At 71.9% G+C, this 13,577-nt stretch carries 13 protein-coding genes; 3 read left to right on the forward strand and 10 right to left on the reverse strand.

The window, feature by feature from the left end; genetic code table 11:
- The first annotated feature begins 61 nt into the window (after nt 1–61).
- The gene (locus tag ACFQ7F_RS22220) at nt 62–1,624 is read left to right on the forward strand and encodes a sigma-70 family RNA polymerase sigma factor (protein ID WP_383273071.1); all 1,563 of its coding nucleotides are present in this window, start codon (nt 62–64) and stop codon (nt 1,622–1,624) included.
- Nucleotides 1,625–1,752: 128 nt separating this feature from the next.
- A complete protein-coding gene (locus tag ACFQ7F_RS22225; RefSeq protein ID WP_383272974.1) occupies nt 1,753–2,541 on the forward strand; it encodes a VOC family protein in 789 nt (262 codons plus the stop codon).
- A 25-nt stretch (nt 2,542–2,566) separates the two neighbouring features.
- On the opposite strand, the gene ACFQ7F_RS22230 is transcribed toward ACFQ7F_RS22225, so the two are convergent.
- The 9 genes from ACFQ7F_RS22230 to ACFQ7F_RS22270 all read right to left on the reverse strand — a co-directional run bounded on the left by ACFQ7F_RS22230 (nt 2,567) and on the right by ACFQ7F_RS22270 (nt 12,123).
- Nucleotides 2,567–3,403, reverse strand: coding sequence for a DUF1206 domain-containing protein (locus ACFQ7F_RS22230; RefSeq protein ID WP_383272977.1), 837 nt, complete (start codon nt 3,401–3,403; stop codon nt 2,567–2,569).
- 67 nt (nt 3,404–3,470) lie between these two features.
- A complete protein-coding gene (locus tag ACFQ7F_RS22235; protein ID WP_383272979.1) occupies nt 3,471–3,887 on the reverse strand; it encodes an N-acetyltransferase in 417 nt (138 codons plus the stop codon).
- Nucleotides 3,888–4,038: 151 nt separating this feature from the next.
- Nucleotides 4,039–5,061, reverse strand: a complete 1,023-nt coding sequence (locus ACFQ7F_RS22240; protein ID WP_383272980.1) for a hemolysin family protein — start codon at nt 5,059–5,061, stop codon at nt 4,039–4,041.
- On the reverse strand, nt 5,058–6,413 hold the full coding sequence (locus ACFQ7F_RS22245) for a hemolysin family protein (RefSeq protein ID WP_383273073.1): 1,356 nt from the start codon (nt 6,411–6,413) through the stop codon (nt 5,058–5,060). The genes ACFQ7F_RS22240 and ACFQ7F_RS22245 overlap by 4 nt, the downstream gene beginning before the upstream one ends.
- A gap of 197 nt (nt 6,414–6,610) precedes the next feature.
- On the reverse strand, nt 6,611–7,399 hold the full coding sequence (locus ACFQ7F_RS22250; RefSeq protein ID WP_383272982.1) for an ABC transporter permease subunit: 789 nt from the start codon (nt 7,397–7,399) through the stop codon (nt 6,611–6,613).
- Nucleotides 7,396–8,346, reverse strand: a complete 951-nt coding sequence (locus ACFQ7F_RS22255; RefSeq protein WP_383272984.1) for an ABC transporter ATP-binding protein — start codon at nt 8,344–8,346, stop codon at nt 7,396–7,398. Before ACFQ7F_RS22255 ends, ACFQ7F_RS22250 begins: the two co-directional genes overlap by 4 nt.
- An 86-nt stretch (nt 8,347–8,432) precedes the next feature.
- Nucleotides 8,433–9,107 (reverse strand): response regulator, encoded by a 675-nt coding sequence (locus ACFQ7F_RS22260; protein WP_383272986.1) that lies wholly within the window; start codon nt 9,105–9,107, stop codon nt 8,433–8,435.
- A 228-nt stretch (nt 9,108–9,335) separates the two neighbouring features.
- The gene (locus ACFQ7F_RS22265; RefSeq protein WP_383272988.1) at nt 9,336–10,541 is read right to left on the reverse strand and encodes a sensor histidine kinase; all 1,206 of its coding nucleotides are present in this window, start codon (nt 10,539–10,541) and stop codon (nt 9,336–9,338) included.
- An 82-nt stretch (nt 10,542–10,623) separates the two neighbouring features.
- Nucleotides 10,624–12,123 carry a serine hydrolase domain-containing protein gene (locus ACFQ7F_RS22270; protein ID WP_383272990.1) on the reverse strand — a complete coding sequence of 500 codons (1,500 nt, stop codon included), beginning with the start codon at nt 12,121–12,123 and terminating at the stop codon, nt 10,624–10,626.
- 156 nt (nt 12,124–12,279) lie between these two features.
- On the opposite strand from ACFQ7F_RS22270, the gene ACFQ7F_RS22275 reads away from it, so the two are divergent.
- Entirely contained in the window at nt 12,280–12,906 is a 627-nt protein-coding gene (locus ACFQ7F_RS22275) for a TetR/AcrR family transcriptional regulator (protein ID WP_383272992.1), read from the forward strand.
- A gap of 51 nt (nt 12,907–12,957) precedes the next feature.
- Here the strand turns inward: ACFQ7F_RS22275 and ACFQ7F_RS22280 are convergent, their stop codons facing one another.
- Nucleotides 12,958–13,344 (reverse strand): hypothetical protein, encoded by a 387-nt coding sequence (locus ACFQ7F_RS22280; protein ID WP_383272994.1) that lies wholly within the window; start codon nt 13,342–13,344, stop codon nt 12,958–12,960.
- Between the last annotated feature and the right edge of the window lie 233 nt (nt 13,345–13,577).

Genomic DNA, 13,577 nt, shown 5'->3' on the forward strand with positions numbered 1-13,577 from the left:
TCGCGGACGGTGGGCAGGATCCGGTCCTCGACGCCACGGGAGACGAGCGAGGGACGACCTGGTGGCCGGATACCTGCCGCTGGTCTACAACATCGTCGGGCGGGCGCTCGACGGCCACGCCGACGTCGACGACGTGGTGCAGGAGACCATGCTGCGGGCGCTCGCCGGCCTGTCGTCGCTCCGCGACCCGGCGAGCTTCCGGTCCTGGCTCGTGGCCATCGCCATGAACGAGATCCGCAGGCACTGGCAGCAGCGTGCGTCCGGGCAGAAGAGCCCGAGCCCGCTCCACGAGGCGCACGACGTCGTGGACCCCGGTGCGGACTTCGTCGACCTGACCATCATCCGGCTCGGCCTGGTGGGGCAGCGCCGGGAGGTGGCAGAGGCCACCCGCTGGCTGGACACCGACGACCGCGCGCTCCTGTCGCTGTGGTGGCTCGAGGTCTCCGGCGAGCTCACCCGGGCAGAGGTCGCGTCCGCCATGGAGCTGCCGACGCAGCACGCCACGGTCCGGGTGCAGCGGATGAAGACCCAGCTGGAGACGGCCCGGATCGTGGTCCGCGCGCTGGCCGCGACGCCCCGGTGCCCGGATCTGAGCGACGTGGTGGCCCCGTGGGACGGCACCCCTTCCGGCCTCTGGCGCAAGCGCCTGGCCCGGCACGTCCGTGACTGCGCGATGTGCTCGGGCCACGGCGCGGGCCTGGTGCTCGCCGAGCGTCTCCTTGTGGGCGTCGCCCTGGTGCCGCCGACCGCCGCGCTGGCCGCCCCCGGTGCGATACGCGCGGTGAGCGCGGCCGACGCACACCACCTTGCGGCCGACTCACCGCACACGGCGACCGACGCGCACACCACGGCGGGGAACACGTACGAGATATCCGGCTCCCGGAGCGCACCGGCGAGACACGCGGCCAAGCGCCGTCGGACGCCGCGCAAAGGCCGCACAGCGGCCGCGGGCGTCGCCGTGCTCGTTGTCGCGACCGGGGTCATCTACTCGGCGACCCGCCCCTCGGACGACGTACAGACCGAGGCAGAGCCGCTCACCGCCTCGCAGTCGCCCTCCTCGGCGGCTCCGACCACCAAGGCCCCCAAGGCCGGCAAGTCCCCCTCCGCCTCCCCCAGCCGGACACGGAAGCCGTCCCCCAAGCCCACGCCGTCGAAGACGAGGACAAAGGCGCCGAAGCCCGAGGCGACCCCGAAGCCCACCCGCTCGAGCAGCGCGCCCAAGGCCCCACAGGCCCCGGCGGGCAACTCGTACAGCGCGGAGGTCACCCGGCTGGTCAACGCCGAGCGCTCCAAGAGCGGCTGCGGCCCGCTGACCCTCAACAGCAAGCTGGGCAAAGCGGCGCAGGGCCACTCCGAGGACATGGCGGAGCGCGACTTCTTCGACCACACCAACCCCGACGGCAAGGATCCCGGCGACCGGGTCACGGCAGCGGGCTACAAGTGGACCACCTACGGCGAGAACATCGCCGCGGGCCAGCGCACCCCGGCCGCCGTCATGGACTCGTGGATGAACAGCTCCGGCCACAAGGCCAACATCCTCAACTGTTCCTTCAAGGAGATCGGCATCGGCTACCGGCAGGGCAGCGGCGGCCCCTGGTGGACGCAGAACTTCGGCGCGCAGTGAGCATGGAGCACACGCGTGGCGACCGGCGGTGCGGGGCCCGACGGGCGCGGACGCCTCCGTTCGAATAGCGTGAAATCGACAGGAATCCCCCGCAAGTCGCTCGGGAGTCCTCAGAAGGAGGCCTCGCGATGTCCGCGTACCCGGAAGGCACGCCCTGCTGGGCGGACGCGATGTTCCCCGACGTGGCGGCCGCGAAGAGCTTCTACGGCGAGCTGCTCGGCTGGACGTTCGACTCCGGCTCGGAGGAGTTCGGCGGCTATGCGCAGGCGCGCTCGGACGGCAGGGCCGTGGCCGCGGTCGCCCCGCAGATGCCGGGCGTGGAAGGCCCGGCCGCCTGGAACCTCTACTTCGCCTCGCCCGACGCCGCCGCGACGGCCGCGAAGATCCGCGACAACGGCGGGACCCTGGCCATGGAGCCGATGCCGGTCGGTGAGTTCGGCACCATGGTGACGGCCCAGGAGCCGAGCGGCGCGCACTTCGGCGTCTGGCAGCCGGGCACCCACCAGGGCTTCGAGAAGACCGGCGAGGCCGGTGCGTACTGCTGGGCGGAGCTCACCACGCGGGACCCTGCGGCGACGGACGCGTTCCTGCCCTCCGTGTTCCCCTTCGAGGTGGAGACGATGGACGTCGACGACGTGGACTACGGCGTCTTCAAGGTCGGCGGCCGGCCGGTGCTCGGCCGGCTCAAGATGACCGAGGACTTCCCGCCGGACATGCCGCCGTATCTCAACGTGCACTTCGCCGTGGACAACTGCGATGCCGCGATCGTCACCGTCACCAAGCTCGGCGGCCGGCTGCTCTTCGGCCCGATGGACAGCCCCTTCGGCCGCTTCGCCACGGTCACCGACCAGCAGGATGCCACCTTCAGCGTCGTCGATCTGACCACCACGGAGGGCGAGATGCCCTCGTTCGCCTAGGCGGCAGGCGGCAGGCGGCACGCGTTCACAGACGCCGCCAGCGCGCGGAGGCGAAGGAGAACACCCCGAAGAGGATGAGCCCGGCCGCGACGGCGGCCAGGAGCCAGGGGCCGACGGGGGTGTGCGAGAAGCTGCGGAGCGTCGCGTCCACGCCCTTGGCCTCGTCGGGGTCGGCCTGGACGGCCGCCGTCAGGATGAAGACACCCGCGGCGGCGAACACCGCGCCGCGTGCGACACCACCGGTCACGCCGAGGGCGGTGACGACCTGCCGCGTGCGGCCCTTGAGGGAACCGAGGTCCAACTGGCGCAAGAAGCGGCGCATCATCGCCCGAACAGCGAGCACCACGCCGACGCCGATCAGCACGGCCCCCGCGGCGCCCACCAGGTGGCGGCCGTAGGGGAGTTCCAGCGTGGACGCCGTCCAGCCCTGCGACTTGGCGTCGCCGCTCGAGCCCTGACTCCCGCCGGCCGCGTATGTGGCGGTCGCCCAGCAGACGAAGGCGTAGAAGACCGCCCTGCCGCCGTCGAGGGCCCGAGAGGGGGCCTTGCGGCGGGGCCCCCGCCTCCCCACCGCGCGGGAGCCCCGCCACAGCGCCATGCAGCCGAACCCGACGGCCAGCGCCCACAGCATCACCTCACCGAAGGGCTGCTCGGCGACCTGGGCCAACGCGCCCTGTCTGTCGGCCTGTTCGCCGCTGCCGCCGAGGGCGATGCGCAGGGCGAGCGCGCCGATGAGGACGTAGACGACACCGCGGGCGACGAAGCCGGCCCTGCCCGCCGCTGTCAGCGATTCCTTCTCCGCCGAGCGACGGACCGCGGCCTTCTTGGTCCGGCCTCGCGTGTACACCCGAGACAACGTCATCGTGTCCTCCCAGAAACGTGGGCGCGTGGTGCGCGCCCGGTCTCCGAGTGCCCCGGTCAGCGGCCGTTCATTCCTGACGACCAAGCACCCCGCCGGATCTGGATCCCGGTGGCGACGCGGTGATGTGACGGCACCCCACGGCTCCCGGCACGAAGTCCATGCCTGTCTCCTCCGCCATCGCGGCGAAGAACTTCCGGCCGCCCGCGGACTGCCGGGAAGTGCTCCACGCGTACGCGGACCAGGGGTCCGTGGCGCGGTGGAGTGCTTCGCGCCCCAGGCCCATCCCCTGCCAGGGCCCGGCGATCGCGATCGTGTTGACGTGGGCGGCGCCGCACACATGGCACACCTGGTAGTCGAGGTGCCCGATGTCGTGGCCCTTGCCGTCCAGGAGCGTGATGACCTGGCAGCCCGCCGCCACCGTCGCCGGGGCCCACCGGTAGGTGACCGCCTGCGGGCAGGGAGGAGGCGGTCTTCGGAACTTCATCGCGGCGCCGCGCTCGTGCGGGGTGCCGGGTGACGGCGCGTGACTACGTCGGCACGGGACATTGCGAGCACAGTAGCCACAGAACACGACACACGTATATCCCCGTTCCGAGTGGCTTTTTCCCGCCCGGAGGGGCGGAACCGGGTGGCCATCAGACCGCCTGCCGCGGTTCCATGAGGCGGGCGAGCAGATCGTCCAGGCTGACCAGGCCGGTGAGACGGCCCGATTCGTCGCAGAGCACGGCGAGCGATGCGCGGCGGCGGCGCAGTTCCTCGACGGCGTGCGCGACGGTGTCGTCGGCGGCGAGTTCCGGTACGGGGCGGGCCAGTTCGCGGGCGGTCAGGGCGCGGCTGCGGGCGCGGGCCACCAGGGCGTCACGCGCGTGCACCGAGCCGAGGACGGTGGCACCGTCCCTGACGAGCAGCCGGGTGCGGTCGCTCGCCGCGGCCACCTCAAGGACATCGTCGATGCTGGCGTCGGCCGGGACGGACGTGATCTGCGCGGCCGCGGTCTGGAGGTCACCGACCGGGGTCAGTGGCGCGGTGAGCGAGGTGGTGATGAGGCCGGAGTCGGCCTCGCTGATCAGGCCGAGCCGCCACGACTCCTGGACCAGGTGCGCGAGTTGCTCGCGATTGTGCACCGAGGTGAGCTCGTCGCGCGGGGTGACCTTGCCCAGGCGGACGAGCGCGTTGCTGACCTTGTTGAGGACGGTGAGCAGCGGGCGTACGACCTTGACCACGGCGCGGAAGGGCGGGGTGAGCAGCATCGCGGAGCGCTCGGGGTGGGCGATGGCCCAGGACTTGGGTGCCATTTCACCGAGGACCATGTGCAGGAACACCACGACGACCATGGCGAGCGCGAAGGCGATGCCGTAGCTGACTCCGGCGGGCAGGCCCAGCTTCGCGAGGAGCGGGTCGAGTTCGTGCGAGATGGCGGGCTTGGAGACCGAGCCGAGACCCAGAGTGCAGACGGTGATGCCGAGTTGGGCCCCTGCGAGCATCAGGGACAGCTCCCGCATGCCCGCGAGCGCGGACTTGGCGCCGCGCTGCCCTGCGGCCACCGCGCGCTCCATGCGGTGCCGTTTGGCGGCGACAAGGGCGAACTCCGCGGCAACGAAGAAGCCGCTGGCGATCAGCAGCAGGACGGTGACGAAGAGGGCCAGCGGGAAGCTCATGCGGTGGTCTCCTCGGAGGTCTCCTCAGCGGCCGGCACGTGCGCGGCAGGCAGGCGCTCGATCCGTACGCGCTCCGGTACGTGGCGGTCCAGACCGAGTACGGCGACGGCGACGCGGCCGCCGTCGGACAGCTCCACGGTCAGGCGGTCGCCGATGGCCGGGAAGCGGCCGAGCCGGTCCACGATGAGCCCGGCCACGGTGTCGTAGTCGTCCTCCTCGGGCAGGTCGATGCCGGTCGCGTCGGCCACCTCGTCCAGACGCCGCCCCGCGTCGACGAACCAGCCGCCGCCGTCCGCGACCGCGAGCGCGACGACGGTGTCGGTCTCGTCGGCGATGTCCCCGACGAGTTCCTCGGCGATGTCCTCGTACGTCACGATGCCCGCCACACCTCCGTGCTCGTCGAGGACGACCGCGAACTCGTCGTCCCGCTCGCGCATCTGCGCCACCGCGCCCGGCAGCGGCAGGGTGTCGGGCAACAGCAGGGGGCGGCGGGCCTGTTCGCCCGCCGTGGTGCGGTCGAAGCGGCCTGTGGGCAGCCGCATCAGCTCGCGCACCCCGAGGACGCCCGCGACATCGTCCGGATGGTCACCCATGACGGGGTAGTTCGAGTGCCCGTGCCCGGCGATGAGCCGCACCGCCTCGTCCGCCGTGGCGTCCTTGCGCACGAAGGTGACGTCCGCACGCGGCACCATCACCTCGCTCAGCGTGCGCTCGGAGAACTCCAGGGCGTGGTCGAGGAGTTCGGCGCTCTCGCGCGGCAGCTGGCCGTGCTCGTGGGACTCGCCGATGAGGTGGCTGAGCTCTTCGAGGGTGGCGCCGTGGTGCAGCTCCTCGACGGGCTCGATGCCGATCCGGCGCAGCAGCCTGTTGGCCGCACTGTCGAAGACACGGACCACGGGTCCGACGACCTTCAGATACGCCAGCGTCGAGGCGGCCAGGGACTTCGCGAGCCGCTCGGGGACGGCGAGCGCGAGATTCTTGGGGGCGAGCTCGCCGAGGACCATCTGGAGCACGGTGGCGACGACGAAGCCGAGGACCACGGAGAGGGCGGAGACGACTCCGTCCGAGAGGCCGGTGCCGTCCAGGGCGGGCTTCACGAGCCCGGACACGGACGGCTCGGCGAGGAAGCCGACGACCAGACCGGTGACGGTGATGCCCAGCTGGGCGCCCGACAGCATGAACGAGAGCCGCTCGAGGACCTGCACGGCGCGGGCCGCCCGCCGGTCGCCCGCCTGTGCCTCGCGGGCGAGCGCGAGGCGGTCCGCGGCCACGTACGCGAACTCCTGCGCGACGAAGTAGCCGGTGCCCGCGGTCAGGACGAGAACGGCGAGCAGACCGAGTACGGCGGACAGCAACAGTGGCTCCGTTCCGGTGAAGGGGCGTGCCGGTCATTCTCGACGCGGCCGGTGCATCTCGCCACGCCGGACGTGACGCCCCGACCGTAGAGCGACAGTGGGTGTAGAAGTAAGGCTAACTTCTACACCCACTGTAAAAGAATCGCAAAATACCGAGATGCTGGGATGCCGGGATGCCGTACGAGGCCGGGATGTCATACGTCGCGTCGGCGCAGGCGCCACGCGGCCAGGCCGAGGAGCAGCAGGGTGTACGCGGCGACCAGGCCGAGCGAGGGCCAGGCGCCGAGGCTGCCGACCGTCTCCGGGCTCGCGTCCGAGGTCTGCGTGAGTTTCTCCAGGGCGGCCGTAGGCGTCGCCCCGGAGACCCAGCGCTGTAGATCACCGAGCAGCGGGCCGAACAGGGATGGCAGCAGCAGGACGCCGACCACGGTGACCACGGCCCCAGCCGAGTGCTTCAGGAGGGTGCCGACCGCGAGGCCGAGGAGTCCGACGAGCGCGAAGAGCGCGGCGATGCCGAACAGCGCGGGCAGCGGCTCGCCCCGGGCGTACTTGCCGTCCTCCAGGACCGCGCCGCCCAGGAGATACGCCGCCGTGCAGGCGACGAGCCCGGTGACGTACAGGAGGCAGGCGAGCAGGGTCGCCTTCGCGGCGAGCACACGGCCGCGGCGCGGTACGGCGGTGAGGGTGGTGGCGATGGTGCCGCTCGTGTACTCGCCGCACACGGTCAGGGCGCCCACCGCGCCCGCGACCATCAGCGAGACGACGCTGAGGGTGAGGCTGCCGCCGAGCACTGTGTCGTCGGCTTGCAGGCTGCCGCTCAGGGCGACGAACACCGCGCCGACAACGGTCAGTGCGCCGGTCGTCAGGAGGGTCCAGCGCGTGGAGCGCAGGCCTGCGAACTTGGTCCACTCGAAGGCCAGGGCTTCGCGGAAGCCGGGGGCGGCCGGGCTCGCTGTCACTTTGGCCGTCATCGTCATCGTCATCGGACCGGCTCCTTCGCCTCGGATTCGTACGTCGCCGCCGCGGTGCCCCGGTACTCCACCGAGGCCCGCGTCATGTCGGTGTAGACCTCCTCCAAGGAGGAGAAGACCGGGGTGAGTTCATGGATCGCCAGGCCTTGCGTGCGGGCCAGTTCGCCGATCTCGGCGGGCGTCAGGCCGCCGACCCGCCATCCGCCGCGCGCGTCCAGGCGTACGGACGCCCCCGCCGTCTCGAGCAGCGCCCGCATCCGCTGCGCCTCGGCGTCGGGTATGCGCAGGAGGGTGGCGCCCTGGGAGTTGGTCTCGATGAAGTCCCTCATGTCCGTGTCCGCGAGGAGCCGGCCGCGGCCGATCACGATCAGGTGATCGGCTGTCAGTTCCATCTCGCTCATGAGGTGGCTGGAGAGGAACACCGTCCTGCCGTCTGCCGCCAGGGACTTGAGCAGGTCGCGGATCCAGCGGATGCCTTCCGTGTCCAGGCCGTTGACCGGCTCGTCGAGGATGAGCACGCCGGGGTCGCCGAGCAGCGCCGCCGCGATGCCCAGGCGCTGGCCCATGCCCAGGGAGAGGCCTCTGGCCCGCTGCCCGGCGACGCGTGTGAGGCCCACCGCTTCGAGGACCTCGTCGACACGGCGTCCGCCGATTCCGTTGCTGCGGGCCAGGCCCAGGAGGTGCTGTCGCGCGGTGCGCCCGCCGTGCACCGATGTGGCGTCCAGGAGCGAGCCGACCTCGCGCAGGGGTGCGGCGAGACGGCCGTAGGGCCGCCCGTTGACCGTGACCGCGCCGCCGCTCGGTGCGTCGAGGCCGAGCATCATGCGCATGGTGGTCGACTTTCCGGCGCCGTTCGGGCCGAGGAAGCCGGTCACGCGGCCGGGGCGGACGGTGAAAGTGAGCCGGTCGACGGCCGCCTTGCCGCCGTACCGTTTGGTGAGTTCCCGTGCTTCGATCATGCCGTCGACGCTACGGAGGGCGTGTACCCCCGGACATCTGCCGACGGGAGTCGGCCGCTACTCCCTGGGGAGTAGCGGCCACCGGGTCAGGTCTCGCCCGCGCGCACCAGGCCGGTCTCGTACGCGAGGACCACCAACTGCGCCCTGTCCCGCGCCCCGAGCTTCGTCATCGCGCGGCTGACGTGCGTCTTCGCGGTCAGCGGCGACATGAGGAGACGGGCGCCGATCTCGTCGTTCGCCAGGCCGCGGCCGACCAGCGCGAGCACCTCGCGCTCCCGGTCGGTCAGCGGATCAAGGACCCGCAGCGCCTCGGCCTCGGGCGCCTTGAGCCGGGCGAACTCCTCGATGACCCGGCGGGTGACCCCGGGTGACAGGAGGCTCTGCCCGGCGGCGACGGTGCGGATCGCGGTGCGCAGGTCGTCCGGTTCGATGTCCTTGAGCAGGAAGCCCGCGGCCCCTGAGCGCAGCGCCTCGAAGACGTACTCGTCGGCCTCGAAGGTCGTCAGGACCAGCACGCGTACGGCGTCGAGGACACGGTCGGCCACGATGCGACGGGTGGCTTCGAGGCCGTCGCATCGTGGCATGCGGATGTCCATGAGGACGACGTCGGGGCGGGTGGTGCGGGCCAGCTCCACCGCCGCGAGGCCGTCCGCCGCCTCGCCGACCACCGCAAGGTCGTCGGTGAGGTCGAGCAGGGCGCGAAAGCCCGCGCGGACGACGGTCTGATCGTCGGCGAGCAACACCCTGATCCGGTCGCTCATACCGCGGTCCCCTCACTCCGGTCGCTCATACCCCGGGCCCTCACTCCGGTCGCTCACGCCGTGCCCTCCTCGATCCGAACGCTCATGCCGCCTCCGCCTCCTCCTCAACAGGAATCACCCCACGCGCCCGCCCCTTCACCGGACCCGCTTCAAGACGGCCGCTCACCGCGACGGCCTGCGTCTGGCCGACTATATGGCCGCCTGCCGGCAGCACCCCGGTCCGGGCGCTCACGCCGTGCCCTCCCCGACGGGAATCACGGCACGCACCTGCCACCCACCACCCGGCACCGGACCCGCTTCGAGCCCACCGCCCACCGCGGTGGCCCGCTCCCGCATGCCGATCAGGCCGTACCCCTCCCCCTCCCCCGTGGCCGCAGAGGTCCCGTCAGTCACTGCGGTCGCCGCCCCGTCGTCGGTGACCTCCACGGCGAGCCGGTCGCCCGTCGCGGCCACCGACACCGCCACGTGCCGCGCATCCGCATGCTTGATCACGTTGGTCAGCGCCTCCTGGACGATGCGGTACGCCGCCAACTCCACCAGCTGCGACAGCTCCCGGCCACCGGTGTCGGTGTGCAGGGTCACCCGAAGGCCGGTGCCGCGCACGCCCTCCACCAGTTCGCCGAGCTGCGCGAGGCGGGGCGCCGGGTCGACGGAGGCCGCCCGACGCCCCTCCCTCAACACCCCTACCGTGGCCCGCAGTTCGCGCACGGCCTCCTTGCCGGACGTCCGTACCTGCCGCATCGCCGTCCGTGCCACATCCGGCCTGCTGTCGAGCGCGTCCAGGGCGAGGCCCGCCTGCACGGTCATCGCCGACACGGTGTGGGCGACCACGTCGTGCAGTTCGCGCGCGATGCGCACCCTCTCCTGGTCGACCTTGCGCCGCGCCTCCCGCTCCCGGTCGGCCTCGGCGCGCTCGGCCCGGTCGGCGTACTCCTTCATCAACTCCTGCCGCCCACGCACCACTTCGCCGAGGAGCAAGGGAACGAGGGGCCAGAGCATCTCCAGGAGAGGGGCACCCTGGGGCTGCGCCACGTCTTTGCCCGCGATGACCGACACCACCCCCGAGACGAGAGCCGCGACCACGGCGGTACGCAGCGTGCGACGCCGGTCGCCCCGCACGGCGAGGGCGTACAGCGCGACCATCACCGGCAGATTGAGCAGCTCCCCGATGTGCCCGTAGAGCGCCCAGCCGGCGCAGGCCGCCCCGGTGACGACGGTGACGGCGACCGGCCACCGGCTGCGCACCAGGAGAGCCGCGACGGACACAGCGAACAGCAGCCAGGTCAGCCGGTCGGCCTGCCGGTGTCCGGGGTCGTTGACCGCCGCGTCAAGGCCGGTGGGCAGCGCGACGACGGCGGCCACGGCCAGGTCCGTGAGCTGCGAGGGCAAGGGCCACGGGAGGCGGCGCCACCAGGGGCGGGAGCTGGGGGTCACGGGACTCACGATAGGAGCAGCTCGCGCAGGGTGCGTACGACAGCGGGAGTATCCCTGACCCCTGAGGATCGCCTCGCCCATCTCAAGGGTGATGGCTCCGGCCGCCCCGTCGCCGCAGGTCCAAGGCCGCGAGAACCGTACGCTCCACCGCCAGCAGCAAGGCGAGCGCGATGGCGGCGACCAGGCCCCACCCCACGTCGGGCATCCACAGCAGCGCCATCGGCAGCGTACCGCCGAGGGTCGAGGGCAGCCACCACAGGAGCGCCGCGACGCCAAGGGCCGCGGTGACCGATGTGAGGGTGGTGACGACAATCCTGCGCTGTGAGCGGGCCCGGACCGCGGCACGCCGTCCGGGCATGCGGCGCAGGGCCGGGGCGGCCACGCTCAGCAGCAGCACTCCGGCGAGGCCTGCCGTGGCCCAGGGCAGGGCGACGGCGAACCCGTCGACGGGCGTAGTGCGGGGGTCCTCGCCGGAGAGCAGTTGCGCCGTCCCGATCGCGGCGTCACCGAACTCCTTGGCCCGCAGCTGGTGGTAGGCGTTCTGCAGAACGATCACGGCCCGGTCGCTTTCGGGCAGCATGACCACCATGGCCTGGAAACCGGGCAGAGCCCCGTCGTGCCAGACCATGCGTTCGCCCGTGCCCTTGAGCGTGCCGACCGACCAGCCGAGGCCGTAGCGGTCGGCGCTGCTGTCGACGTGCCCGCGCTGGGTGTCGGCGATCCCCTCCGCCGAAAGGACCCGGCGGCCGTTCAGCTGCCCTCCGCCAAGCTCGGCCATGGCGAATGCGGCCAAGTCCCGCACGCTGCCGCCCACATGGCCGTACGGGACGCCCGATGTGTCGTAGGGCGCGTCGAACGGGACAGGGGTGCCGAAGACGGAGCGGTGGCCGGGCGCCACCCGCTCGCGTACGAAGTCCCGCTCGGTGGCGACGGCGTGCTCCATTCCGAGCGGGTCGAGGATCTTCTCGTTCAGGTAGGTGCCGAACGGCCGCCCGGACACCTCTTCGACCAGCGCTCCGAGTACGGCGTAACCGGCGCTGGAGTAGGCGTAGGAGCCGCCGGGCCGGTCGGCGGGCTCGATCCGCGCCAGGTCGCGGGCCGCTTCGGCGAGGGCACCGGGCGCGTTGTCGTAGCGGTCCCCGATCTCGCCGGACGCGGAGGTGGGGATGCCGCTGGTGTGGGTGAGCAAATGCCGGACGGTGATGCGGTCGGACACGTCCGGGTCGGCGAGGCGGAACCACGGCAGATAGGTACGCACCGGAGCGTCGAGGGCCACGCGGCCGGCCTCCACCTGCTGCATCACGGCGAGGCCGGTGACCGGCTTGGACAGCGAGCCCCACAGGAAGGGGGTGTCGGGCGTGACCGCCCGGCCCCCGCCGTCCTCGCCGAAGCCCCGCTGGTGCACGACGCGGCCGTCCTCGATCACGGCGAGCGCGGCACCGGGCGTGCCCGTCGCGTCCAGTCGGCCGCGGACGAACGCGTCCACCTCCGACCAGTCCCCCGCGTCGGCGGCAGCGACGGGCGCCGCGAGGCCCGCCAGAACTCCCGCCAGCACGCCCGTCACGAACAACGCACGCGTCAACTGCCCTAATCGCGCACCCCATTGGCGCTCTCGCGCCTTCATTGCCACTACCGCTGCCATGTCCGCAGCCACCCCCTGGTCGGCGTCCCAACATTTTTACCATATGACCATATGGTAAAAACTTTCCGCAAGGTTCCGGGCGGATACCCTGGCGGCATGCCGAAGGTCGTCGATCACCAAGCCAGGCGCATCCAGGTCGCCGACGCCGTACAGAAGCTGGTCACCGAAGAGGGGCTCGACCGGGTCACCGTGGCACGGACCGCCGCGACGGCTGGCTTCTCCGTCGGCCATGTACAGCACTACTTCCCGACCAAGGACGAGATGCTGCTGTTCACCCACGAACGCGTCGTCCAGAAGATCCGCGACCGGGTCGCCGCCCTGGGGGAACGCGCCACGCGACAGGAGCTGCCGATCCGTGACGTGGTAGTCGAGGGGCTCGCGGAATGGCTTCCGGTGGACCCGCGCCGCCGTTCGGCACACCGGGTGGTGCTCGCCTTCCTCGGCCGCACCGTCGACAACCCCCGCCTGGCCGGGTCCCACGCCGAGACGGGCCGGCTCATCCGCTCGATGCTCGCCACAGCCGTGCACAACGGAAAGGAGTGCGGCGAGGTCCCGGCCGACACCGACCCGGACCTCGCCGCACTCGAACTCCACTGCCTGGCCGAAGGCCTGGCCCTTCAGCTCGGGTCCGACCCCGACGCCACCGAATCGCGGGCCGCCGTCGGCCTCGTCACCGCACGCGTCCAGGCCGTCTTTCCCGGCCGCTGTCGCCAGTACGGCTGAGCCGCCGCGCGGTCAGCCGATGCGGTCAGTCGGTGAAGTCAGTCGGTGAAGTCAGTCGGTGAGGGTGACGCAGGGAAGGCCCACGCTGTCGCCGCCGCGGAAGCCTTCCGCGCAGAGCCGGGTGCCCGCGGGGAAGTGGCGCTGTGGGTAGGCCTGGTCCCGGTAGGTCCTGAACGCGTCGACGTCCTCCACCTTGGTGTTGGCGCCCCAGCCGTTGGTGGTCCACACGCGGGCGCTAATGCGGTGCGGCTGGTTGGTGTTGATGACCGACACCTCGACCCTGCCGAGATAGGTGCCGCTGTCGTAGGTCTCGATACAGACCGCGTTGTTGCACCACTTGCCGTCGGCCGCCGCCGAAGGACCGGAGACGATGACGCAGCCGAACGCCGCGGCCATGGCGCCGATACCCGCGGCGATCTTCCTGGTGATGTCGTGCATGATGAATGCCCCTCAAGCCTTCGTCATGGCCCGGCCGGACATGCCGGGGCCCCGGCAGACCAACGCAGGGCAAGATCATCGGTTACGCGGTGTCCTCCGCGCGCTCCGGAACGCCCCCGCACGCCTCAGCAGGGCTTCAGCACGGCCTGCGCCACTCGTCCAGCTTCAGCTTCTCGCGCATGGAGGAGAGGCCGAGGCGGAGCGCCGGGGCGCCGGGCGTGCGAGTCAACGCC

This window comes from Streptomyces sp. NPDC056486 (assembly GCF_042795295.1).
In the GTDB taxonomy this organism is placed as follows: Bacteria; Actinomycetota; Actinomycetes; order Streptomycetales; family Streptomycetaceae; genus Streptomyces.

Coding starts and splice junctions, on each gene's coding strand:
- ACFQ7F_RS22280 (WP_383272994.1), bottom strand. CDS start 13,344: ATGCACGACATCACCAGGAAGATCGCCGCGGGTATCGGCGCCATGGCC.
- ACFQ7F_RS22250 (WP_383272982.1), bottom strand. CDS start 7,399: ATGACGATGACGATGACGGCCAAAGTGACAGCGAGCCCGGCCGCCCCC.
- ACFQ7F_RS22255 (WP_383272984.1), bottom strand. CDS start 8,346: ATGATCGAAGCACGGGAACTCACCAAACGGTACGGCGGCAAGGCGGCC.
- ACFQ7F_RS22275 (WP_383272992.1), top strand. CDS start 12,280: ATGCCGAAGGTCGTCGATCACCAAGCCAGGCGCATCCAGGTCGCCGAC.
- ACFQ7F_RS22260 (WP_383272986.1), bottom strand. CDS start 9,107: ATGAGCGACCGGATCAGGGTGTTGCTCGCCGACGATCAGACCGTCGTC.
- ACFQ7F_RS22240 (WP_383272980.1), bottom strand. CDS start 5,061: ATGAGCTTCCCGCTGGCCCTCTTCGTCACCGTCCTGCTGCTGATCGCC.
- ACFQ7F_RS22235 (WP_383272979.1), bottom strand. CDS start 3,887: ATGAAGTTCCGAAGACCGCCTCCTCCCTGCCCGCAGGCGGTCACCTAC.
- ACFQ7F_RS22225 (WP_383272974.1), top strand. CDS start 1,753: ATGTCCGCGTACCCGGAAGGCACGCCCTGCTGGGCGGACGCGATGTTC.
- ACFQ7F_RS22230 (WP_383272977.1), bottom strand. CDS start 3,403: ATGACGTTGTCTCGGGTGTACACGCGAGGCCGGACCAAGAAGGCCGCG.